The 22,602-nt window shown below is 51.3% G+C and carries 21 protein-coding genes; 10 read left to right on the top strand and 11 right to left on the bottom strand.

Annotated elements, in window-relative coordinates:
• The first annotated feature begins 18 nt into the window (after positions 1–18).
• Complete coding sequence (gene pnuC, locus G4551_RS07665; RefSeq protein WP_003837112.1) at positions 19–738, top strand: nicotinamide riboside transporter PnuC; 720 nt, start codon at positions 19–21, stop codon at positions 736–738.
• Here pnuC and zitB read toward each other — a convergent pair.
• Complete coding sequence (gene zitB / locus G4551_RS07670) at positions 735–1,676, bottom strand: CDF family zinc transporter ZitB (RefSeq protein WP_003022992.1); 942 nt, start codon at positions 1,674–1,676, stop codon at positions 735–737. The two genes, pnuC and zitB, sit on opposite strands and share 4 nt — an antisense overlap.
• Positions 1,677–1,789: 113 nt before the next feature.
• Entirely contained in the window at positions 1,790–2,164 is a 375-nt protein-coding gene (locus G4551_RS07675; protein WP_003837110.1) for a YbgS-like family protein, read from the bottom strand.
• 317 nt (positions 2,165–2,481) lie between these two features.
• Here G4551_RS07675 and aroG point away from each other — a divergent pair, with 317 nt between their 5' ends.
• Positions 2,482–3,534, top strand: a complete 1,053-nt coding sequence (gene aroG, locus G4551_RS07680; RefSeq protein WP_003837108.1) for a 3-deoxy-7-phosphoheptulonate synthase AroG — start codon at positions 2,482–2,484, stop codon at positions 3,532–3,534.
• Between the two features lie 67 nt (positions 3,535–3,601).
• On the opposite strand, the gene gpmA is transcribed toward aroG, so the two are convergent.
• The 7 genes from gpmA to modE all read right to left on the bottom strand — a co-directional run bounded on the left by gpmA (position 3,602) and on the right by modE (position 11,391).
• Entirely contained in the window at positions 3,602–4,354 is a 753-nt protein-coding gene (gpmA, locus tag G4551_RS07685; RefSeq protein WP_003022999.1) for a 2,3-diphosphoglycerate-dependent phosphoglycerate mutase, read from the bottom strand.
• Positions 4,355–4,586: 232 nt separating this feature from the next.
• Complete coding sequence (gene galM / locus G4551_RS07690) at positions 4,587–5,627, bottom strand: galactose-1-epimerase (protein ID WP_003837106.1); 1,041 nt, start codon at positions 5,625–5,627, stop codon at positions 4,587–4,589.
• A complete protein-coding gene (gene galK / locus G4551_RS07695) occupies positions 5,621–6,769 on the bottom strand; it encodes a galactokinase (protein ID WP_003837103.1) in 1,149 nt (382 codons plus the stop codon). The genes galM and galK overlap by 7 nt, the downstream gene beginning before the upstream one ends.
• A 3-nt stretch (positions 6,770–6,772) precedes the next feature.
• Positions 6,773–7,819, bottom strand: a complete 1,047-nt coding sequence (gene galT, locus G4551_RS07700; protein ID WP_003837102.1) for a galactose-1-phosphate uridylyltransferase — start codon at positions 7,817–7,819, stop codon at positions 6,773–6,775.
• A gap of 9 nt (positions 7,820–7,828) precedes the next feature.
• Positions 7,829–8,845, bottom strand: a complete 1,017-nt coding sequence (gene galE / locus G4551_RS07705) for a UDP-glucose 4-epimerase GalE (RefSeq protein WP_003837100.1) — start codon at positions 8,843–8,845, stop codon at positions 7,829–7,831.
• Positions 8,846–9,062: 217 nt separating this feature from the next.
• Positions 9,063–10,535, bottom strand: coding sequence for a molybdate ABC transporter ATP-binding protein ModF (gene modF / locus G4551_RS07710; protein ID WP_003837099.1), 1,473 nt, complete (start codon positions 10,533–10,535; stop codon positions 9,063–9,065).
• Positions 10,536–10,602: 67 nt separating this feature from the next.
• Positions 10,603–11,391 (bottom strand): molybdenum-dependent transcriptional regulator, encoded by a 789-nt coding sequence (gene modE, locus G4551_RS07715; protein ID WP_003837097.1) that lies wholly within the window; start codon positions 11,389–11,391, stop codon positions 10,603–10,605.
• A gap of 131 nt (positions 11,392–11,522) precedes the next feature.
• On the opposite strand from modE, the gene G4551_RS07720 reads away from it, so the two are divergent.
• The 4 genes from G4551_RS07720 to modC all read left to right on the top strand — a co-directional run bounded on the left by G4551_RS07720 (position 11,523) and on the right by modC (position 14,395).
• A complete protein-coding gene (locus tag G4551_RS07720) occupies positions 11,523–11,672 on the top strand; it encodes an AcrZ family multidrug efflux pump-associated protein (protein ID WP_003023026.1) in 150 nt (49 codons plus the stop codon).
• Positions 11,673–11,871: 199 nt separating this feature from the next.
• Positions 11,872–12,645 (top strand): molybdate ABC transporter substrate-binding protein, encoded by a 774-nt coding sequence (modA, locus tag G4551_RS07725; protein ID WP_003837095.1) that lies wholly within the window; start codon positions 11,872–11,874, stop codon positions 12,643–12,645.
• Entirely contained in the window at positions 12,645–13,334 is a 690-nt protein-coding gene (gene modB, locus G4551_RS07730) for a molybdate ABC transporter permease subunit (RefSeq protein ID WP_003837093.1), read from the top strand. Before modA ends, modB begins: the two co-directional genes overlap by 1 nt.
• Positions 13,335–13,336: 2 nt before the next feature.
• The gene (gene modC / locus G4551_RS07735) at positions 13,337–14,395 is read left to right on the top strand and encodes a molybdenum ABC transporter ATP-binding protein ModC (protein WP_003837092.1); all 1,059 of its coding nucleotides are present in this window, start codon (positions 13,337–13,339) and stop codon (positions 14,393–14,395) included.
• On the opposite strand, the gene G4551_RS07740 is transcribed toward modC, so the two are convergent.
• On the bottom strand, positions 14,396–15,214 hold the full coding sequence (locus tag G4551_RS07740) for a pyridoxal phosphatase (RefSeq protein WP_003837089.1): 819 nt from the start codon (positions 15,212–15,214) through the stop codon (positions 14,396–14,398).
• A gap of 165 nt (positions 15,215–15,379) precedes the next feature.
• On the opposite strand from G4551_RS07740, the gene pgl reads away from it, so the two are divergent.
• Entirely contained in the window at positions 15,380–16,375 is a 996-nt protein-coding gene (pgl, locus tag G4551_RS07745) for a 6-phosphogluconolactonase (protein ID WP_003023041.1), read from the top strand.
• Between the two features lie 57 nt (positions 16,376–16,432).
• On the opposite strand, the gene G4551_RS07750 is transcribed toward pgl, so the two are convergent.
• Positions 16,433–17,383 (bottom strand): LysR family transcriptional regulator, encoded by a 951-nt coding sequence (locus tag G4551_RS07750; protein WP_003837085.1) that lies wholly within the window; start codon positions 17,381–17,383, stop codon positions 16,433–16,435.
• Between the two features lie 178 nt (positions 17,384–17,561).
• Between G4551_RS07750 and G4551_RS07755 the strand changes: the two genes are divergently transcribed.
• From G4551_RS07755 to G4551_RS07765, 3 genes are all read left to right on the top strand, one after another.
• The gene (locus tag G4551_RS07755; RefSeq protein ID WP_003837082.1) at positions 17,562–18,614 is read left to right on the top strand and encodes a 4-oxalomesaconate tautomerase; all 1,053 of its coding nucleotides are present in this window, start codon (positions 17,562–17,564) and stop codon (positions 18,612–18,614) included.
• Between the two features lie 82 nt (positions 18,615–18,696).
• A complete protein-coding gene (locus G4551_RS07760; protein WP_003837081.1) occupies positions 18,697–20,130 on the top strand; it encodes an anion permease in 1,434 nt (477 codons plus the stop codon).
• Between the two features lie 188 nt (positions 20,131–20,318).
• Positions 20,319–22,580 (top strand): hydratase, encoded by a 2,262-nt coding sequence (locus G4551_RS07765; protein ID WP_003837079.1) that lies wholly within the window; start codon positions 20,319–20,321, stop codon positions 22,578–22,580.
• Positions 22,581–22,602 lie beyond the last annotated feature (22 nt).

The raw sequence follows: 22,602 nt of genomic DNA on the forward strand, positions 1-22,602 counted from the left end.
TTTTGCTCTGGGGGAAAGATGGACTTTTTTAGCACGCAGAACATTCTGGTACATATTCCGATCGGCGCTGGCGGTTACGATCTGTCGTGGATCGAAGCTGTGGGGACGATCGCCGGGTTGCTGTGTATTGGTCTGGCGAGCCTTGAGAAAATAAGCAATTACTTCTTCGGCCTGATAAACGTCACGCTGTTTGCGATTATCTTCTTTCAGATCCAGCTCTATGCAAGCCTGTTGCTGCAAGTTTTCTTCTTTGCTGCCAACATCTACGGCTGGTATGCCTGGTCCAGGCAAACTAACCAGCATGAAGCGGAACTGAAAATTCGCTGGCTGCCGTTACCAAAAGCGATCGGCTGGCTGGCGGCTTGCGTGGTAGCGATCGGCCTGATGTCGGTCTATATCGATCCGGTCTTTGCATTCCTGACCCGCATTGCGGTGAACATTATGCAGGCATTAGGATTACAGGTTGTTGTGCCTGAGTTGCAACCCGATGCATTCCCGTTCTGGGACTCCAGCATGATGGTGTTGTCGATTGCGGCGATGATCCTGATGACGCGCAAATACGTCGAAAACTGGCTGCTGTGGGTGATCATTAACGTAATAAGCGTAGTGATTTTCGCCCTACAAGGCGTATATGCCATGTCGCTGGAGTATATGATCCTGACGGTTATCGCCCTGAATGGTAGCAGGATGTGGATTAACAGCGCGCGTGAGCGGGGTTCCCGCGCGCTGTCCCATTAATGGTGATGATGTGAATGGCCGGACACGCCTTGGTACAGGTGGCAGTCCGGCCCATTGCACGGCTGATACTCCATCTGGATCGTCGCGTGTTCAATCTGGTAGTGATGGATAAGGAAATGCTGAATACGTTCCAGCAGGGCGTCATGATCGTGCGGCGGGATCACTTGCACATGCAGCGTCATTACCGGTTTTTCACCCACCATCCAGACATGGACATGGTGCACATTGCGGACTTCGGGGATATCCCGGCTGAGATGGCGCTGCAGTGCGGCAATATCCAGCGTCAGCGGGGCACCTTCCAGTAATTCGTTAACGCTATCCTTTAACAGTCGCCAGGCGCTGCGCAGTACCAGCACGGAAACCAGAATCGAGAGAATCGGGTCCGCAGGCGTCCAGCCCGTCCAGATAATAATGAGCGCAGCGATGATCGCTCCGACCGAGCCGAGTAAATCGCCCATCACATGTAGTGCCGCGGCGCGGACGTTCAGGTTTTTCTCCTCACTGCCGCGGTGTAGAACCCAAAAAGCCAGCACGTTGGCGAGTAAACCTGCGACGGCTATAACCATCATCATACCGCCTGCCACGGGGCGGGGCGTATGAAAGCGCTCAATGGCTTCCCAGACGATTAAAATAGTGATCACGACCAATGCGATGGCATTAACAAACGCGGCCAGTGTCGTGAGCCTCAGCCAGCCGAAGGTGTGTCGTATTGTGGGCGGTCGATGGGAAAACCGGACGGCCAGCAGCGCGAAAAGGAGCGCTGCGGCATCAGTGAGCATATGCCCGGCATCAGCCAACAAGGCCAGTGAACCTGAAAGTATTCCACCTACCACTTCAACCAACATAAATCCGGCTGTAATGCAGAATGCAAACATCAAGCGGCGGGCATTATTGTCCTTGGGTTGCTCAGAGGAATTATGAGTATGCGAGTGCGCCATTATGCCATCCCTTTGTTATTCTCATCTTTACTGTATGCCATCATACCGTTTTTGGGATGATAAAATTAAAAAGGAGAGCTATTGCTCTCCCGTTATTAGCTTTATTTTCAGCGTTACTGCGTAGTGCCATCAGTTTTTGTCTCGGCATCATTATTAATGCCGTTTCCGGTCTCAACCTTCTTATTCACATCAGGGCAGCGACCGTCCTTACACATGGTGTTTTTGTGCATCTCGTCTTTGGTCATCCCTTCATGGTTCATTGATGAACCGTTCGGGTGCAGCATTGTGCCACCCGAATTCACGTTACTGTTGTCGATGTTATTTGGTGCCACGTTTTCGCGTGCGTCTGGGGCGACCTGACCGGCATCCGCCGAGGAATTTGCCTGGCCGTTATTGGACTGCGTATTGGTTTCAGCAGCCAGCGCCGCGCCGCTGGCGAGGCTGAGTGTAGCGGTAAGAAAGAGTGAAGCCAGCTTTGTCATATGCATAATATGCTCCTGTTATGGTCGATATGTCGGATAACGTCTTCCAACAGTGCATGTGCCAGTTACATCATTAATATGTGGTTAATAGTTTTGTCTGAGAAATCAAACCCAGCATAGAATCTTGAAATTTATGAAAATTAAAGCTGTTACAGTTATAAATTGTAGGTTGGATCTCGTTTTTCGCTACTTTATTGCGTTTTTTTGGCCAATTCCAGGATTAATCCGTCCAAAGTGTAAAACCCCGTTTACACTTTATGACTGAAGATATAGATTGGAGGGATTGCATTCATTTATATAAGTATGGCAACGCTGGAATAATCATGAATTATCAGAACGACGATTTACGCATTAAAGAGATCAACGAGTTATTACCGCCAGTCGCATTGCTGGAAAAATTCCCCGCTACTGAAAATGCCGCAAACACGGTGGCTCATGCCCGTAAGGCGATTCATAAAATTCTGAAAGGGAGCGATGATCGCCTGTTAGTGGTGATTGGGCCGTGCTCTATTCATGATCCGGCAGCCGCTAAAGAGTACGCCGCCCGCCTGCTGGCGCTGCGCGAAGAGTTAAAAGGCGAGCTTGAAATTGTCATGCGCGTCTATTTTGAAAAACCGCGAACCACCGTCGGCTGGAAAGGGCTTATCAACGATCCGCACATGGACAACAGCTTCCAAATCAACGATGGGCTGCGCATTGCACGTAAATTGCTGCTGGATATCAACGATAGCGGATTGCCGGCTGCGGGTGAGTTCCTCGATATGATCACGCCGCAATACCTCGCCGACTTGATGAGTTGGGGCGCGATTGGGGCTCGTACCACGGAGTCTCAAGTACACCGCGAGCTGGCATCAGGTCTGTCTTGCCCGGTTGGTTTTAAAAACGGTACCGATGGCACGATCAAAGTTGCGATTGATGCAATCAACGCAGCAGGGGCGCCACACTGCTTCCTGTCTGTGACCAAATGGGGTCATTCAGCGATCGTGAATACCAGCGGTAACGGCGATTGCCATATTATTTTGCGCGGCGGCAAAGAACCTAACTACAGCGCTCAGCACGTTGCCGACGTGAAAGAAGGTCTGATCAAAGCAGGGCTCTCTGCACAAGTGATGATCGACTTTAGCCATGCCAACTCCTGCAAGCAGTTCAAAAAGCAGATGGATGTTGCGAAAGACGTTTGCGGACAAGTCGCTGGTGGAGAAAAAGCGATTATTGGCGTGATGATCGAAAGCCATCTGGTCGAGGGTAATCAGAACCCGGATAGCGGCGAGCCGCTGACCTACGGTAAGAGCATCACCGACGCCTGCATTGGCTGGGAAGACACCGATGCGGTGCTGCGCCAGTTGGCGGATGCGGTAAAAGCGCGTCGCGGTTAAAACGTTAGCCTTCCAGAAAAATAAAAAAGCGCGGATAATCCGCGCTTTTTTATGTGTCGCGAAGAAATTACTTCGCTTTACCCTGGTTCGCAACGGCTGCCGCTTTTGCTGCGATCTCGTCAGCGTTACCCAGATAGTAGTGTTTGATCGGTTTGAAGTTTTCGTCGAACTCATATACCAGCGGTACGCCGGTCGGAATGTTCAGTTCAAGGATCTCATCTTCGCCCATGTTATCCAGGTATTTAACCAGCGCACGCAGAGAGTTACCGTGAGCGGCGATAATCACACGCTCACCGCTTTTCATGCGCGGCAGAATGGTTTCGTTCCAGTAGGGGATAACGCGATCGATGGTCAGCGCCAGGCTTTCGGTAACCGGTAACTCTTTGTCGGTCAGCTTCGCATAACGCGGATCGTGACCCGGATAACGCTCGTCATCTTTGGTCAGTTCCGGTGGCGTTACCGCAAAGCCGCGACGCCATTGTTTAACCTGCTCGTCACCGTATTTTTCAGCGGTTTCAGCTTTGTTCAGACCCTGCAGCGCGCCGTAATGACGTTCGTTCAGTTTCCAGGATTTCTCAACCGGCAGCCAGGCCTGATCCAGTTCGTCCAGTACGTTCCACAGGGTGTGAATGGCACGTTTCAGCACAGAGGTATAAGCAAAATCGAAGCTGTAGCCTTCCTCTTTCAGCAGTTTACCTGCCGCTTTTGCTTCGCCCACACCTTTCTCGGACAGATCAACGTCATACCAACCGGTAAAACGGTTCTCGTTGTTCCACTGACTTTCACCGTGACGTACCAGAACCAGCTTAGTTACAGCCATACACTCACTCCTATAAATCATATTTAATGATAATAATTCTCATTATATTGCCGTAATGCGTCAGCGGCAATCCTTACGCATAACCATAGCGAAAATAGCGCCACAGTGTAAGGTTCTTGTGAACTCAAGGTTGCGATTTTGTCTTTGAACGGTGGGGATTTGAGCGGTTCTACTGTGATAAACAAGCAACAGGCCCGATACGTTACGTCATCGGGCCTGGGAGTGGGAACGATTAGGCTGGAATAAACCGGTATTCCGTCACGCTGGCATACTCTTCGCCAGGACGCAGGAAGCAGTCTGGCTGCGGCCATTCCGGATGGTTCGGGCTGTCCGGCAGGAACTCGCTTTCCAGTGCCAGACCTTGCCAGTCGGCGTAGGCATCAGGACCACGGGATGGCGTACCGTCGAGGAAATTCCCGGAATAAAACTGTAATGCCGGGGCGGAGGTGTAGACCTCCATCTGCAGTTTTTCATCCTGGGACCACAGTCGAGCGACCGGCGTATGCGTATTGCCCTGTGCCTGGAGCAGGAAGGCGTGATCGTAACCTTTTACCTTGCGCTGATCGTCATCGGCAAGAAATTCACTGCTGATGATCTTAGGCGTACGGAAATCGAAAGTGCTACCAGCGACGGATTTCAGTCCGTCGTGCGGGATGCCCATTTCATCAACCGGCAAGTACTCGTCGGCGAGGATTTGCAGCTTGTGTTGGCGCACATCCGTTTTGTCACCGTCGAGGTTGAAATAAACGTGATTCGTCAGATTCACCGGGCAGGGCTTATCGACCGTGGCGCGGTAGGTTATCGAAATACGATTATCGTCAGTCAGGCGATACTGCACGGTAGCGCAAAGATGGCCAGGGAAGCCCTGATCGCCATCGTCAGACGTTAAGGCGAACAGCACCTGGCGGTCATTTTGATTGACTATCTGCCAGCGACGTTTGTCAAAACCGTCCGGCCCGCCGTGCAGCTGGTTGTCGCCCTGACTTGGTATTAATTCAACGGTTTCGCCAGCAAATGTATAGCGGCTGTTGGCGATACGGTTAGCGTAGCGACCAATCGAGGCCCCCAGAAATGCAGCCTGTCCCGGGTATTGTTCCGGGCTGGCACAACCGAGTAATGCTTCGCGCACGCTATCATCGCTGAGCGGAATACGCGCAGAGAGTAGGGTCGCGCCCCAGTCCATCAGCGTGACCACCATCCCTGCGTCATTGCGCAGGGTGAGCAGGCGAAACGGCTGACCGTCCGGAGCCTGCACGGGGATTTCGTTTAACATTGTCCGGCTCCTTGAGAAGGTTTGCAGACGTAGAATGTTTCTTTAATTCCAGTTTTTGCTTCGTACTGCTCAGCTACAGCTTGCTGTACGGCTGGCACCAAATCTTGCGGGATCAGCGCCACTATACAGCCGCCGAAGCCGCCGCCGGTCATGCGTACACCGCCTTTATCGCCAATGGTCGCTTTGACAATCTCAACCAGCGTATCAATTTGCGGCACGGTAATTTCAAAGTCATCGCGCATTGAGGTGTGAGATTCCGCCATCAGTTGGCCCATACGCAGCAGGTCGCCTTTTTCCAGCGCCTGTGCTGCTTCAACAGTACGCGCATTTTCCGTGATCACGTGGCGAACGCGTTTGGCGACGATCGGATCCAATTCGTGGGCGACGGCGTTAAACGCTTCTAGGTTAACATCACGCAGCGCTGGCTGCTGGAAGAAACGAGCGCCGGTTTCACACTGTTCGCGACGGGTGTTGTATTCGCTACCGACCAGCGTACGTTTAAAGTTACTGTTGATGATCACCACCGCTACGCCCTCAGGCATAGAAACTGCTTTGGTGCCAAGCGTTCGGCAGTCGATCAGTAGCGCATGATCTTTCTTACCAAGTGCCGAGATCAACTGATCCATAATGCCGCAGTTACAGCCGACAAACTGGTTTTCAGCTTCCTGACCGTTCAGGGCAATCTGCGCGCCGTCGAGCGGCAGATGATAGAGCTGCTGGAATACCGTACCCACAGCGACTTCCAGCGAGGCAGAAGAACTTAACCCCGCGCCCTGTGGGACGTTACCGCTGATCACCAGATCAGCGCCGCCAAAGGCGTTATTGCGCTTTTGCAGATGTTTCACTACGCCACGCACGTAGTTTGACCACTGCTGGCTGTCGTGGGCGATAATCGGCGCATCAAGCGAGAACTCATCAATCTGATTGTCGTAATCAGCGGCGATCACGCGGACTTTTCGATCGTCGCGTGCCGCACAACTGATAACGGTTTGATAGTCGATGGCGCAAGGCAGAACGAAGCCGTCGTTATAATCGGTATGTTCGCCGATCAGGTTTACACGACCCGGTGCCTGAATAGTATGGGTGGCAGGGTAGCCAAATGTTTCTGCAAACAGAGATTGTGTTTTTTCTTTCAGACTCATTATTTAAACTCCGGATTCGCGAAAATGGATGTCGCTGACCGCACGCAGTCGTTCAGCCGCTTGTTCTGCCGTCAGGTCGCGCTGGGTTTCTGCCAGCATTTCATATCCGACCATAAATTTACGCACAGTCGCGGAACGCAGCAGCGGCGGATAAAAGTGTGCATGCAACTGCCAGTGTTGGTTTTCTTCACCGTTAAACGGTGCGCCGTGCCAGCCCATGGAGTAGGGGAATGAACACTGGAACAGATTGTCGTAACGACTGGTCAGTTTTTTCAACGCCAGCGCCAGGTCAGCACGCTGTTCGTCGCTCAAATCGGTAATACGCAGCACATGCGCTTTCGGCAGCAGCAGCGTTTCGAACGGCCACGCGGCCCAGTAAGGCACAACCGCCAGCCAGTGCTCGGTTTCTACGACCGTACGACTGCCGTCCGCCAGTTCTCTCTGGACGTAATCAACGAGCATTGGCGCGCCTTGTTCGGCGAAGTACGCTTTCTGCAGGCGATCTTCACGTTCGGCTTCGTTAGGCAAAAAGCTGTTGGCCCAAATTTGTCCGTGTGGGTGCGGGTTCGAGCACCCCATCGCTGCGCCTTTATTCTCAAATACCTGCACCCAGGGATAGGTTTTCCCTAAGTCTTCGGTCTGCTCCTGCCACGTTTTTACGATTTCTGTCAGTGCAGGGACGCTGAGTTCCGGCAACGTTTTGCTGTGATCGGGTGAGAAGCAAATCACGCGGCTGGTACCGCGCGCGCTCTGGCAGCGCATCAACGGATCGTGACTGTCCGGCGCGTCGGGGGTATCGGACATCAGCGCCGCAAAGTCATTGGTAAAGACATAGGTCCCGGTGTAATCCGGGTTTTTGTCGCCGGTAACGCGCGTATTGCCAGCGCACAGGAAGCAGTCCGGGTCATGTGCAGGTAGTACCTGCTTAGACGGAGTTTCCTGTGCCCCTTGCCACGGGCGTTTGGCGCGATGCGGTGATACGAGGATCCACTGCCCGGTGAGCGGGTTAAAACGGCGGTGTGGATGATCGACAGGATTGAATTGCGTCATGATTGGTCCTTAATCCGAATATCCCTGTGGGTGGCGTGACTGCCAGTGCCAGGTATCTTGTGCCATTTCATCCAATGTGCGGGTCACGCGCCAGTTGAGCTCGCGATCGGCTTTGCTGGCATCAGCCCAGTAGGCTGGAAGATCGCCTTCACGGCGCGGGGCGAAGTGGTAATTCACCGGTTTACCACAGGCTTTGCTGAAGGCGTGGACCACGTCCAGCACGCTGCTGCCGATGCCTGCACCGAGGTTATAAATATGCACACCCTGAATGCCTGCCAGTTTTTCCATGGCGGCAACGTGGCCGTCGGCGAGATCCATCACATGGATGTAGTCGCGTACGCCGGTGCCATCTTCAGTAGGGTAGTCATTGCCAAATATGGCAAGAGACTCGCGGCGGCCAACGGCAACCTGCGCGATGTAAGGCATCAGGTTGTTTGGAATACCTTGCGGATCTTCCCCCATATCTCCTGACGGATGAGCGCCAACAGGGTTAAAGTAGCGCAGCAGGGCAATGCTCCAGTCGGGCTGAGCTTTTTGCAGATCGGTCAGGATCTGTTCCACCATCAGCTTGCTTTTGCCGTACGGACTTTGTGGCGTGCCGGTGGGGAAGCTTTCAACGTAAGGAATTTGCGGCTGATCGCCATAGACGGTCGCGGAGGAGCTGAAAATGAAGTTTTTCACGTTGGCTGCGCGCATTGCATTCACCAGACGCAGAGTGCCGTTGACGTTGTTGTCATAGTACTCCAGCGGCTTGGCAACGGATTCTCCAACGGCTTTTAAACCGGCAAAATGGATGACCGTATCAATGGCATGATCGTGCAGAATTTCGGTTATCAGCGCTTCGTTACGGATGTCTCCTTCCACGAAGGTCGGATGCTTGCCGCCTAAACGCTCAATGACGGGCAGTACGCTGCGCTTGCTGTTGCAGAGATTATCCAGGATCACCACCTCGTGACCGTTTTTCAGCAACTGCACGCAAGTGTGGCTTCCAATGTAACCGCTACCACCTGTAACCAATACTCTCATAATTCGCTCCGTTAAGCCTATGGTATGCAATAACCATAGCATAACAAAGATGCGAAAAGTGTGACACGGAATAAATTAGTGGAATCGTTTACACTCCAGGGTTTTCACTCGACGCTGCTAGTTAATTTATTATAAATCATTATGTTAGATTGTTATTACAGCGATTGTCTGAAAAAAAAGCAGAAAAAAGGGCGTGATAAACGCCCTGGCATGAAAATTAACGCAGAGAAGTTTGTCGATAGCCGTAGATATCTCCCTCGGGTACAAACTCTAGCCGATGGGTAATGCAGGCCGGGGCATCTTCGGCGTGATGAGAGACGAACAAAAGCTGAGTTTCGCCTTCACCGATCAGGACATCCACAAACCGACGGATCAGTTGGCGGTTGAGCGGATCTAATCCTTGCAAGGGTTCATCGAGGATCAGCAATGTAGGATGTTTCACCAGAGCACGAACAATCAATGCCAGCCGCTGTTGTCCCCAGGAAAGACTATGAAATGGCGCATCCGCGGTACGTTTATCGATGCCAAGAATATCCAGCCACTGCTGTACCAGCTTGTGCTGCCTGTCGGAGACGGCCTGATAAATGCCGATTGAATCGAAATAACCGGAGAGAATAACGTTGCGAACTGTTGTACTTACCCGGTAATCCAAATGCAGGCTGCTGCTGACATAGCCAATGTGTTTTTTGATATCCCAGATAGTTTCACCGCTGCCCCGGCGTCGGCCAAACAGGGTCAGGTCGTTGCTATATCCCTGGGGATGATCGCCGGTGATTAAACTGAGCAGGGTTGATTTCCCCGCACCGTTGGGGCCGACGATTTGCCAGTGTTCCCCCGGATTTACCCGCCAGCTCAGATGATGCAGGATAGGGCGATCGTTATACGAGACAGTGCCATCTTTAAGCACAATGCGCGGCTCGTTATCTGACAATGTGTGGCGTACTGAAGGCTCATCCGGCTCGGGTAACTGGATGCCTTCCAGCCGCTCGCTATGGGCAAGCTGAGCGATTAATGCTTGTTGCAGAAGGTCGATTTTTGCGCCGGTTTCCGTCAGTGTGCAATCGGCAAGCACGCCGGCAAACTGCACGAATTCGGGAATTTCATCAAAGCGATTAAGCACCAGTACCAGCGTTAAACCGGCCTGGTGCAGCTCATCGAGCAGTTCTGCTAACTGGCGGCGGGACGCGACGTCCAGCCCGTCAAAGGGTTCATCAAGGATCAGCAAATCTGGCGTGGACATTAATGCCTGGCAGAGCAGAGTTTTGCGTGTTTCACCGGTGGAAAGGTATTTGAAACGCCTGTTGAGTAGGGCTGAAATGCCAAACTGCTGCGCCAGCGCAGCGCAGCGGGCGGGATCGTTGACCTCATCCTGAATGATTTCTGCGGTGGTGCGCCCTGTGTCGTCTTCACCGGGACTAAGAAGATCGGTGTTGTTCCGCTGCCACTCGTCGCTGACCAGCTTTTGGAGCTGCTCAAAGGAGAGTCGGGTAATACGTGTGAACTGGCAGCGGCGTTCGCCTTTCAGGAGCGGCAACTCGCCCGCCAGCGCGCGGGCCAGCGCAGATTTCCCGCTACCATTAGAGCCAACAAACGCCCAGCTATCACCCGCGTTTAACGTCAACGCATCTAACTGGAGCGTTTTTGTGTCGCTAAGACGAAACATGCCTTGCGAAATTTGCAACGATGACATTTTGTATCCCATTATTTGCAGCGATGAATAACAGGGATACGTGTTCTTCAGGCTGATGTCAATTAACTCAGCACAGTGTGGCAATAATCACTCTGTCCGCATTAAAATATGCTGTGACGTTAGCGCCTTCAGTTAATGTGTGGGTCTGAACTATCGGCAACGTCGCGCAGAGCGTCTGGCCGTCTGGCAACGTCATCAGCACTTCACACTGTTCCGCACCGCGTTCAATATGGCTAATCGTGCCCTGCAACTGGTTATCGGCAGCCTGAGCGATGGCGTCGTCCTGAGTGATTCCCACCCACGGCGCTTTCAGCAGAATCAGTACTTCTTTGCCTTCCTCAAGACCCAGACGCTCGCCGCTTTGCGCAGTGATTGCCACTTTCAGGCGCGTTTCGCCATCGGCCAGCAGGACGTCAACATGCTGCTGGACCTGATCGTGGTCGCGAGCGGTAATAGTGCCAAACCACTGGTTACGGGCGCTGGTTTGCAGTGAAAAACGCGAGATAGCTGCCAGCAGGCTGTTGAGCGGTAGCGCATCGTCATCGCTCAAAACATCAAAAGCTTTTTGTTGGATTTGCGCCAGTAAATCATATAACTGGATTAAACGTTGGCCATAGCGCGTTAACACCGCGCCACCGCCGCCTTTACCGCCTGTGGCACGTTCAACCAGCGTCTGCTCGCTGAGTTGGTTCATTTCGTTAATCGCATCCCAGGCGCTTTTGTAGCTGATACCTGCATCCTTAGCACCCTGACTGATGGAACCGGAAAGCGCAATGTGCTTAAGCAGAGAAATGCGACGGGGATCAGCAAACAGTTTTTGCTGAAGTTTCAGCGTAAGAAGGATTTCGGCCTGCATCACAAGCTCCTGGCAAAAAAAGGGTATTGTGACGGAAAACCGTGCCTGAGCAAAGCCGACCGCACAAAAGGGGAGTGCTTTTCTGCGTTATGTGGTTAGAATACAACTAAGGACTATATCTGGAGTTGACCATGTTAGAGTTATTGAAAAGTCTGGTATTCGCCGTAATCATGGTACCTGTGGTAATGGCCATCATTCTGGGTCTGATTTACGGACTGGGTGAAGTGTTCAACATTTTCTCCGGTATCGGTCAAAAAGACCAGTCCAGACAGAATCATTGATTCCCCAAACGCCCGCTCAGTCGGGCGTTTATATTTTTTGCCTTCCTACTCGTTTTCTCTCGCTACAGTTTCTCAAGATCCTACTTTCCCTGCCGATATTTTCTTTGTGTAACCTCTAATTGGTATCAATAACCACTGGGAAAATCCTGGTTTAATCGTTATATTTGCGCCTACATAACGAAACGCAAAGGAGTTACAGATGGCACGTACATGGTTACGCTTGTTTGCAGGGGCAACACTTTCTCTTACTGTTGCCGGACATGCGCTGGCGGATGAAGGAAAGATTACCGTTTTCGCAGCGGCTTCGCTGACCAACGCGATGCAGGACATTGCAACGCAATATAAAAAAGAGAAGAACGTTGATGTTGTCTCCTCTTTTGCTTCTTCTTCCACACTGGCGCGTCAGATTGAAGCAGGCGCACCGGCCGATCTGTTTATTTCTGCCGATCAGAAATGGATGGACTACGCGGTAGACAAGAAGTCGATTGATAACGCAACGCGTGAAACGCTGTTGGGTAACAGCCTGGTGGTGGTTGCGCCGAAAGCCAGCGCACAGAAAGACTTCACCATCGACAGCAAAACCAACTGGACCAGTCTGTTGAACGGTGGGCGCCTGGCTGTTGGCGATCCGGAACATGTTCCGGCAGGCATTTATGCCAAAGAAGCGCTGCAAAAACTGGGTGCATGGGATACCCTGGCCCCGAAACTGGCTCCTGCTGAAGACGTGCGCGGTGCGCTGGCGCTGGTAGAGCGTAACGAAGCGCCGCTGGGGATCGTCTATGGTTCTGATGCCGTCGCCAGCAAGGGCGTAAAAGTTGTGGCGACTTTCCCGGAAGATTCGCACAAAAAAGTGGAATACCCTATCGCGATTGTTGATGGGCACAAAAACGCAACGGTTAGCGCGTTCTATGATTACCTGAAAGGACCGCAGGCTGCTGAAATCTTTAAACGTTATGGATTTACGACCAAGTAATGATACTGACCGATCCTGAATGGCAGGCCGTTATACTGAGCCTGAAAGTTTCTTCCCTGGCCGTGTTGTTTAGTCTGCCATTTGGGATCTTCTTTGCCTGGCTACTGGTGCGATGCAAGTTCCCAGGCAAAGCGCTGCTCGACAGCGTACTGCATTTGCCGCTGGTTCTGCCGCCTGTGGTGGTGGGGTATCTGCTGTTGGTCTCTATGGGACGGCGCGGATTCATTGGCGAATGGCTGTACGACTGGTTTGGCATCACTTTTGCCTTTAGCTGGCGTGGGGCGGTGCTGGCCGCTGCGGTAATGTCCTTCCCGCTCATGGTGCGGGCTATTCGTTTGGCGCTGGAAGGTGTCGACGTCAAGCTGGAGCAGGCGGCCCGCACACTGGGAGCCGGACGCTGGCGCGTCTTTATGACCATTACGTTACCGCTGATGCTGCCCGGCATTATTGTTGGTACGGTGCTGGCGTTTGCGCGTTCCCTTGGGGAATTTGGTGCAACCATTACCTTTGTTTCCAATATTCCTGGTGAAACCCGCACCATTCCTTCGGCGATGTATACCCTGATCCAAACTCCCGGCGGCGAAAGCGCGGCGGCGAGGTTATGTATCATTTCAATTGTGTTGGCGCTGATTTCGCTGCTGATTTCTGAATGGCTGGCGCGTATTAACCGTGAGCGGACGGGGCGATAATCATGCTTGAACTTAATTTCTCCCAGACGCTGGGGACGCATTGTCTGACGCTCAACGAAACGCTGCCAGCGAGCGGCATCACCGCTATTTTTGGCGTTTCCGGTGCGGGCAAAACCTCACTGATTAACGCCATCAGTGGTCTGACGCAGCCGCAGTCCGGGCGCATCGTGCTCAACGGTCGGGTCTTAAACGACGTCGAGAACGGTATCTGTTTAACGCCGGAAAAACGCCGGGTGGGCTATGTTTTCCAGGATGCGCGCCTGTTCCCGCACTATAAAGTGCGCGGCAACCTGCGTTACGGAATGGCGAAAAGCATGGCCGGACAGTTTGATAAGCTGGTGGCGTTGTTGGGCATTGAACCGCTGCTTGACCGTCTGCCAGGCGGTCTTTCTGGCGGTGAAAAGCAGCGTGTCGCCATCGGTCGGGCGCTGCTGACCGCGCCTGAGTTATTGCTGCTTGATGAGCCGTTAGCCTCTCTGGATATACCGCGTAAACGCGAACTGCTGCCTTATCTGCAACGCCTGGCGCGGGAAATTAATATTCCGATGCTGTACGTCAGCCACTCGCTTGATGAGATTTTGCACCTGGCAGATAAAGTGATGGTGCTGGAAAACGGGCAGGTCAAAGCGTTTGGTTCGTTGGAAGATGTCTGGGGCAGCAGCGTGATGCACCCCTGGCTGCCTAAGGAACAGCAAAGCAGTATTCTGAAAGTCAGCGTGCTGGAACATCATCCACACTACGCGATGACCGCGCTGGCGCTTGGCGATCAGCATCTGTGGGTCAACAAGCTGGAGCAACCGCTGCAAACCGCGCTGCGTATTCGTATTCAGGCCTCTGATGTTTCATTGGTACTGCAACCGCCGCAACAGACCAGTATTCGTAATGTTCTCCGGGCAAAAGTCGCGCAATGCTATGACGACAACGGTCAGGTGGAAGTTCAGCTTGAGGTGGGCGGTAAGACGCTGTGGGCGAAGATCAGCCCATGGGCCAGGGATGAACTGGGTATCAAACCTGGCCTGTGGCTGTACGCGCAAATTAAGAGCGTATCGATTACCGCCTGATTACAGCAGGTGAGAGTAGATAAATTTCGCGATGCTGTCGGTGGTGTTATCACCAATCACGATGTTGGCGCGTGCTTTGACCGCGTCATCCGCGTTGCCCATGGCTACGCCGGTGCCTGCGGCTTCCAGCATGCTGATATCGTTAAAGTTATCGCCAAAGGCAATCACGTTTTCCATTGACCCGCCCTGTGCTTCTATCCACTGGGTCAAGCGTCGTCCTTTACTGTTGCCTTTACGGGCAATGTCGACCTGATCGTGCCAGGACCATTCACACTCCAGCCCCAGATGTTGCTCGACATACCGGTCAAACTGCTGCAGTTTCGGAATATCTTCGTCGGTCAGAGCAAATTTCCAGACGGCGTTAACGTCATGCGCCGCCTGCGCCAGCGAAGGAACCTGGGTGAAGGTCGGGCGCTGTTCCGGCGGCAGCGTTTGTGCCCAGTTAGCAGTACGCACTACATGCCCGGTAGGGCGCTCATACAGCATGGCCTCATCCACATACATCAGCCCGTGGATCTGATGTTCATCCAGCATTTCGATCAGCTGTAATGCCTGGTCTACCGGAAGGGGATCGGATTCCAGCACCTTTTTTGCTTGATAATCATACAAATAGGTACCGTTACAGCAAATTGCAGGTGTATCCAGCGCCAGTGCCTGATAAAAAGGATGAATAGCAACGTGATGGCGACCTGTGACAATGATAAGTTGGTAGCCTGCTTCTCTGGCGCGCGAGAGCGCTTCGAGAGAGGATGGCAGCAAGGTTTTTTTCGGGGTCAAGAGGGTACCGTCTAAATCCAGGGCAATCACGCGTGCGGTCATAGGTTTATCCAGATTAAGGTTGAGAATTATGTCTGTTGGAATGGTACACCGAGATGGGAGCCGGACAAAATTCTGAGCCTTAATTAAGCATTCACCGTTAAAAGCGTCTACCTTAGGCGTGTGTCAGGCAATTGCAGCCACCTGCCAAAAAGCAAAGGAGTATTCATGAAGCAAACCGTTTATACCGCCAGCCCTGAAAGTCAGCAAATCCACGTCTGGAGCCTGAATCACGATGGTTCTCTGACGCTGACACAGGTGGTTGATGTGCCGGGTCAGGTACAGCCGATGGTCGTCAGCCCGGATAAGCGTTACCTCTATGTTGGCGTGCGCCCGGAGTTTCGCGTGTTGGCTTATCGTATTGCGCCTGATGACGGTGCGCTGACCTTCGCGGCAGAGTCTGCGCTGCCGGGTAGCCCGACGCATATTTCTACCGATCATCAGGGACGTTTCGTGTTCGTGGGTTCTTATAACGCTGGCAGCGTGAGCGTCACGCGTCTGGAAGATGGTCTGCCGGTGGAACTGGTTGACGTGGTTGAGGGTCTGGATGGTTGCCACTCAGCCAACATCTCTCCGGATAACCGTACCCTGTGGGTTCCGGCGTTGAAACAGGATCGTATCTGCCTGTTTGACGTAAGCGATGATGGCCATCTGGTCGCGCAGGAACCGGCTGAAGTGACTACCGTGGAAGGCGCGGGCCCGCGTCATATGGCGTTCCATCCGAATAAGCAATATGCCTACTGTGTGAACGAACTGAACAGCTCTGTTGATGTCTGGGAGCTGAAAGATCCGTACGGCAAAATTGAGTGTGTGCAGACGCTGGATATGATGCCTGCAGATTTTGCTGATACCCGTTGGGCAGCAGATATTCATATCACACCTGATGGGCGTCATCTGTATGCCTGTGATCGCACCGCCAGCCTGATTACGGTCTTTAGCGTGTCTGAAGACGGTAGCGTACTGACTAAAGAGGGTTTCCAGCCTACCGAAACTCAGCCACGTGGTTTTAATATCGATCACAGCGGAAAATATCTGATTGCCGCCGGGCAAAAATCGCACCATATTGCGGTGTATAAGATTGCAGGCGAACAAGGACTGTTGACAGAGAACGGTCGTTACGCGGTAGGACAAGGCCCGATGTGGGTGGTGGTTAACGCCTACTAAAACGTCAGGTGTTACAAACGATCCGCAATCTTGTGAAGATTGCGGATTTTTTTATATTCATTCAACAAGCGGTAGATTTTCATGACGTTCAGCAACGGATGTCCAAAGACAGTCTTTGTCATCTGCCCATAAATTAAGCAGAAGAGAGAAGAAACGTTCAGCGGGAGGTGAGAGAATAGCGTCTTTACGCCGAATAACTCCCAGCGTGCGTCTAATAACAGGCTCAACCAGTGGGATACTTGTCAGGGTGGGATGCGGCGTTTGCGGCATTGCTAACACTGGTAACGCGGAAACGCCCAATCCAGCTTCAACCAGACCCAGCGAAGTGGACAGATGACGAACCTCGTAAAACCAGTTCAACTTCCACGGTTTATCGGCCAAATGTTGTTCAATCAATAATCGGTTACCGCTTGAGGAGCGAACGCCTATCAATTTGTAATTCAGCAATTCCTGCCACTCCACCAACTGTTTATTGGCGAGTGGATGATCGCGCCGACAGGCCAGAACAAACGGTTCATTAACCAGTGGAGTGAACTCGATAGAGGAATTTGTGATGTTGTTCATATTTATTCCAAAATCAGCCTCATTGCAAAGTACGGATTCCATACAATTATTCGTACCTTGTTCAATAATTCGCACTTTGATATTGGGATACCGCTCATTAAATTTTCCTATTGCCAACGGCAAGAAATAGAAAACTGCGGTAGGAATACAGGATAATGTCACTATGCCATGATGATGAACATTCACATCGCTAATATTAAAAATAGTTTCATCTAATGCCCTGATTAATTCTCTGGCTTCAGGTAAAAGCATTTTTCCCGCTTTTGTTAATGTGACTTTGCGAGTTGTTCTTTCAAAGAGTTGAGTGTGTAAATACTCTTCCATCTTTTTAATCCTGCGTGTTAATGCAGGTTGCGTAATATTAAGTAACTTGGCGGCATTGTTAAAAGAATCGGACTCTGCCAGTGTGACAAACGCCTTCATGCTTGATAATTCGTGTTTCATTCTGACTCCGGACTAAATCGGGGAAGCCCCTGTCTAAGATGAAAGTGTTCAGTGTATCTGCAATTCATAACTTTTAATTAATAAAAATAAATCACTAATCACGAAAATGAAGTCATTAGTCACCCTAATCATGACATGCAACCATGTACATAGTGAAAATAATATCGAGAGCATAATCATGAAAAAAATACCTTGCGTTATGATGCGCGGAGGAACTTCAAGGGGCGCATTTTTATTAGCACAAGATCTACCACAAGAAGAAAAACTGCGTGATGAAGTATTGATTAAAATTATGGGTTCTGGCAATGCGCTGGAAATAGACGGCATTGGTGGTGGCAATCCGTTAACCAGCAAAGTAGCGATCATTAGTCGTTCAAACGACCCGAAAGCTGATATCGATTATTTATTTGCTCAGGTATTGGTGCATGAGCAACGGGTCGATACCACGCCGAACTGCGGCAATATGCTTTCCGCCGTTGGCGCGTTTGCTATCGAAAAGGGATTAATTAATGCCGCAACGCCGACCACCCGCGTTCGTATTCGCAATGTAAACACCAACACGTTTATCGAAGCTGATATACAGACACCAAACGGCGTTGTTGAGTATGAAGGAACAGCAAGAATTGACGGTGTCCCGGGAACATCGGCCCCGATTGCATTGACATTCCTGAATGCCGCAGGTTCTAAAACCGGGCATATTTTTCCAACGGGCCAACACATCGATTATATCAACACCGTTCCCGTGACCTGTATGGATATGGCGACACCTGTCGTAATTATTCCTGCCGAATACCTGGGGAAAACGGGTTATGAATCCGCGCAAGATTTAGATGCAGACCGCGAATTATTGGCGCGCATCGAGTCTATTCGTTTACAGGCCGGTGAAGCTATGGGCCTGGGAAATGTCAGTAATAAGGTTATCCCTAAACCTATTCTCATCTCGGCACCTCAGCACGATGGCGCAATTAATGTTCGCTATTTTATGCCGCATTCTTGCCATAAAGCACTGGCAATTACCGGGGCGATAGCGATCGCCAGCAGTTGCGCCATTAACGGTACCGTTACGCGTCAGGTAACGGCAGGCGCGCATTACGGGAATATCACTATCGAACATCCAGGCGGCGCTCTTGATATTTATTTAACCAATGAAGGGGATGAGCCTGAAACTATCAGAGCTTCGGTTATTCGCACCGCCAGAAAAATATTCGCCGGTGATGTTTATCTTCCCTGACAGCATTGGCCACATGTTGCTGTGATTATGGAAAATCGAAAAACATTCTGTATTGCTTGTACAGATTATTCAGGACCCCAAAATGAACGTTAAATCATTATGGAAGCTAATATTAATATTGGCCATCCCTTGCATTATAGGACTTATGCCAGCACCGGCAGGATTAAGTGAACTGGCCTGGGTGCTATTTGGTATTTATCTCGCAGCCATTGTCGGGCTGGTGATCAAACCGTTTCCTGAACCGGTGGTATTATTGATTGCTGTTGCCGCTTCAATGGTGGTTGTCGGAAATTTAGGCAGCGGCGTACTTAAAACCAGCAGCGTGCTGAGTGGCTATGCTTCCGGTACGACATGGCTGGTGTTCTCTGCGTTTACTTTAAGCGCTGATTTTGTGACGACGGGACTGGGCAAGCGAATTGCCTATATTCTGATTGGTAAAATAGGTAACACCACGCTTGGCCTGGGCTACGTGACCGTATTTCTTGACCTGGTATTAGCCCCGGCAACACCGTCAAATACGGCGCGTGCGGGAGGCATTGTCTTGCCCATCATCAATAGCGTGGCGGTGGCGTTAGGCTCTGAGCCGGACAAGAGCCCCCGACGCGTCGGCCACTACCTGATGATGACGGTGTATATGGTCACTAAAACGACCAGCTATATGTTTTTTACTGCGATGGCAGGAAACATTCTGGCATTGAAGATGATCAACGATATCTGTCATTTACAACTAAGCTGGGGAGGATGGGCTCTTGCAGCAGCTGTGCCTGGACTGGTTATGCTGTTGGTAACGCCTTTAGTCATCTATTTTATGTATCCACCTGAAATTAAAAAGGTTGATAACAAAACTATCGCCAAAGCCGGGCTTCAGGATTTAGGGCCAATGAAAGGGCGCGAAAAAATGCTGCTGGGCATTTTCGTCCTCGCGCTATTAGGATGGATCTTTAGTAAAACTCTCGGCGTTGATGAATCAACGGTTGCCATTGTAGTAATGGGTACGATGCTTTTGTTTGGCGTAGTCACCTGGGATGATGTGGTTAAAAATAAGGGCGGCTGGAATACCTTAATCTGGTACGGCGGTATTATCGGTTTGAGTTCGCTGTTATCGAAAGTGAAATTCTTCGATTGGTTAGCCGAACTTTTCAAGAATAACCTCGACTTTGGTAACCACGGCAACGTTGCGTTCTTTGTTATTCTCTTTTTGAGCATTATTGTTCGTTATTTCTTTGCCTCTGGCAGCGCCTATATTGTGGCAATGATGCCGGTATTTGCCATGCTGGCGAACGTTTCTGGTGCACCACTGATGTTAACTGCATTGGCATTACTCTTTTCTAACTCTTACGGCGGCATGGTTACCCATTATGGCGGCGCCGCGGGACCGGTTATTTTTGGCGTTGGATATAACGACATCAAATCGTGGTGGCTGGTTGGCGCAATGCTGACGTTCTTGACGTTCCTCGTCCATATTACGCTGGGTCTTTGGTGGTGGAATATGTTGATTGGCTGGAACATGCTCTAACTATACCCGTCATACTTCAAGTTGCATGTGCGTTGGCTGCGCTCGCTCACCCCAGTCACTTACTGGAGTAAGCTCTTGGGGATTCGCTCCCTTGCCGCCTTCCTGCAACTCGAATTATTTAGGGTATAAATTACATCGTTCATTGGTTGTCTGTGCTCTGGTTGGAGCACAGCAATGTGGAGTATCTAATGATTAAATTATATGAGAAAGGGATTTACCTCTCCGGTAATAATGAAATTATCGCTGAGGATGAGGTGTCTGAACCAATCTGTAAAGAAGAGGCGAAGAAAGGAACTATCGCGTGGTCGATTCTCTCAGCGCATAATACGTCCGGTGACATGAATAAGCTAAAAATTAAGTTTGATTCATTAGCCTCACACGATATTACCTTTGTCGGTATTATTCAGACCGCTAAAGCATCAGGAATGGAGCGCTTTCCTTTACCGTACGTTCTGACGAACTGCCATAACTCATTATGCGCGGTAGGGGGAACCATTAACGGTGACGATCATATGTTTGGTCTGTCTGCGGCACAGCGTTACGGCGGAATCTTTGTGCCGCCACATATTGCCGTCATCCATCAGTACATGCGTGAAATGATGGCCGGGAGCGGCAAAATGATCCTCGGCTCAGACAGCCACACGCGTTACGGCGCATTAGGCACGATGGCGGTAGGAGAAGGGGGCGGTGAGCTGGTCAAGCAGCTGTTAAACGATACCTGGGATATTGATTATCCTGGCGTTGTTGCCGTTTATCTGACCGGCAAGCCTGTTGCGGGCATCGGCCCGCAGGATGTGGCTTTGGCTATCATTGGCGCAGTGTTTAAAAATGGCTACGTCAAAAATAAGGTCATGGAGTTTGTCGGCCCTGGCATTCGCCATCTCTCAACGGATTTTCGCAACAGCGTTGATGTAATGACCACCGAAACCACCTGCCTGAGCTCTGTCTGGCAAACGGATGATGAAACTCGCAGTTGGCTGGCATTACATGGTCGCGAACAGGATTATCGCCCGCTCAACCCGCAGCCGATGGCCTGGTACGATGGGTGTATTCATGTTGATTTGAGTGCGGTTAAGCCGATGATTGCGCTGCCATTCCATCCAAGTAATGTCTATGAGATTGCTACACTCAATGAAAATCTGACGGATATTCTCCGGGAGATTGAAGTTGAATCTTCGCGAATCGCGCAAGGTAAAGCCAGCCTCTCGTTGTTGGATAAAGTGGAGAACGGACGCTTAAAAGTACAGCAGGGGATCATTGCTGGATGCTCGGGCGGCAACTTTGAAAACGTGATTGCTGCGGCGCAGGCATTACGTGGTCAATCCTGCGGTAATGATGCTTTCTCGCTGGCTGTCTACCCCTCGTCACAGCCGGTGTTTATGGATTTAGCGCAGAAAGGTGTCGTTGCGGATTTACTGGGAGCGGGGGCCGTCATCAGAACCGCATTCTGTGGACCATGCTTTGGTGCGGGCGATACGCCAATCAACAATGCTCTTAGCATCCGCCATACCACGCGCAACTTCCCTAACCGTGAAGGCTCGAAACCGGGCAATGGTCAAATGTCAGCCGTTGCGCTGATGGATGCGCGATCAATTGCGGCTACGGCAGCAAATGGAGGATTCCTCACTGCCGCGACGGATCTGGACTGCTGGGAGGCTGTACCTGACTATGCGTTTAATCCTGCGCCATATAAGAGCCGCGTATACCAGGGGTTTGTTAAAGGGGCCACGCAACAGCCGCTCATTTACGGCCCGAATATTAAAGACTGGCCGGAACTGGGCGCGTTAACAGAAAATATTCTGCTGAAAGTGGCCTCAAAAATACTTGATGATGTGACAACGACGGATGAGCTTATCCCGTCCGGAGAAACCTCTTCGTATCGTTCCAATCCTTTGGGGCTGGCGGAATTTACCCTTTCCCGACGCGATCCCGGCTATGTTGGCAGAAGCAAGGCGGTCGCTGAACGGGAAAAACAACGTCAGGCGGGTGACGTTAGCGAACTGGCGTCCGTTTTCGCACGCATCCAGCAGATTACCGGTCAGGAAAACACGCAACCACTGGAGACTGAGATTGGCAGCATGATTTATGCCGTCAAGCCTGGTGATGGTTCTGCGCGCGAGCAGGCGGCAAGCTGTCAGCGAGTGATCGGTGGGCTGGCAAACATCGCCGAGGAATATGCTACCAAGCGTTACCGTTCCAATGTCATTAACTGGGGAATGTTACCGCTACAAATGGCTGAGAAACCCTCTTTTGAGGTCGGGGACTATATCTATATTCCCGGTATTCGCCGTGCGCTGGATGAGTGCAGTGGCGAGATAAAAGCGTACGTTCTTCATGCTGATGGCGCGATGAGTGAAATCAGCTTGTATATGGAAAGCCTGACCGCCGAGGAGCGTGAGATTATTAAAGCGGGGAGTTTGATTAACTTTAATAAATCGCGTTTAGTGTAACGCCATAAAAAAGGTCGCCAGC

This window comes from Citrobacter freundii ATCC 8090 = MTCC 1658 = NBRC 12681, from assembly GCF_011064845.1.
GTDB lineage: Bacteria > Pseudomonadota > Gammaproteobacteria > Enterobacterales > Enterobacteriaceae > Citrobacter > Citrobacter freundii.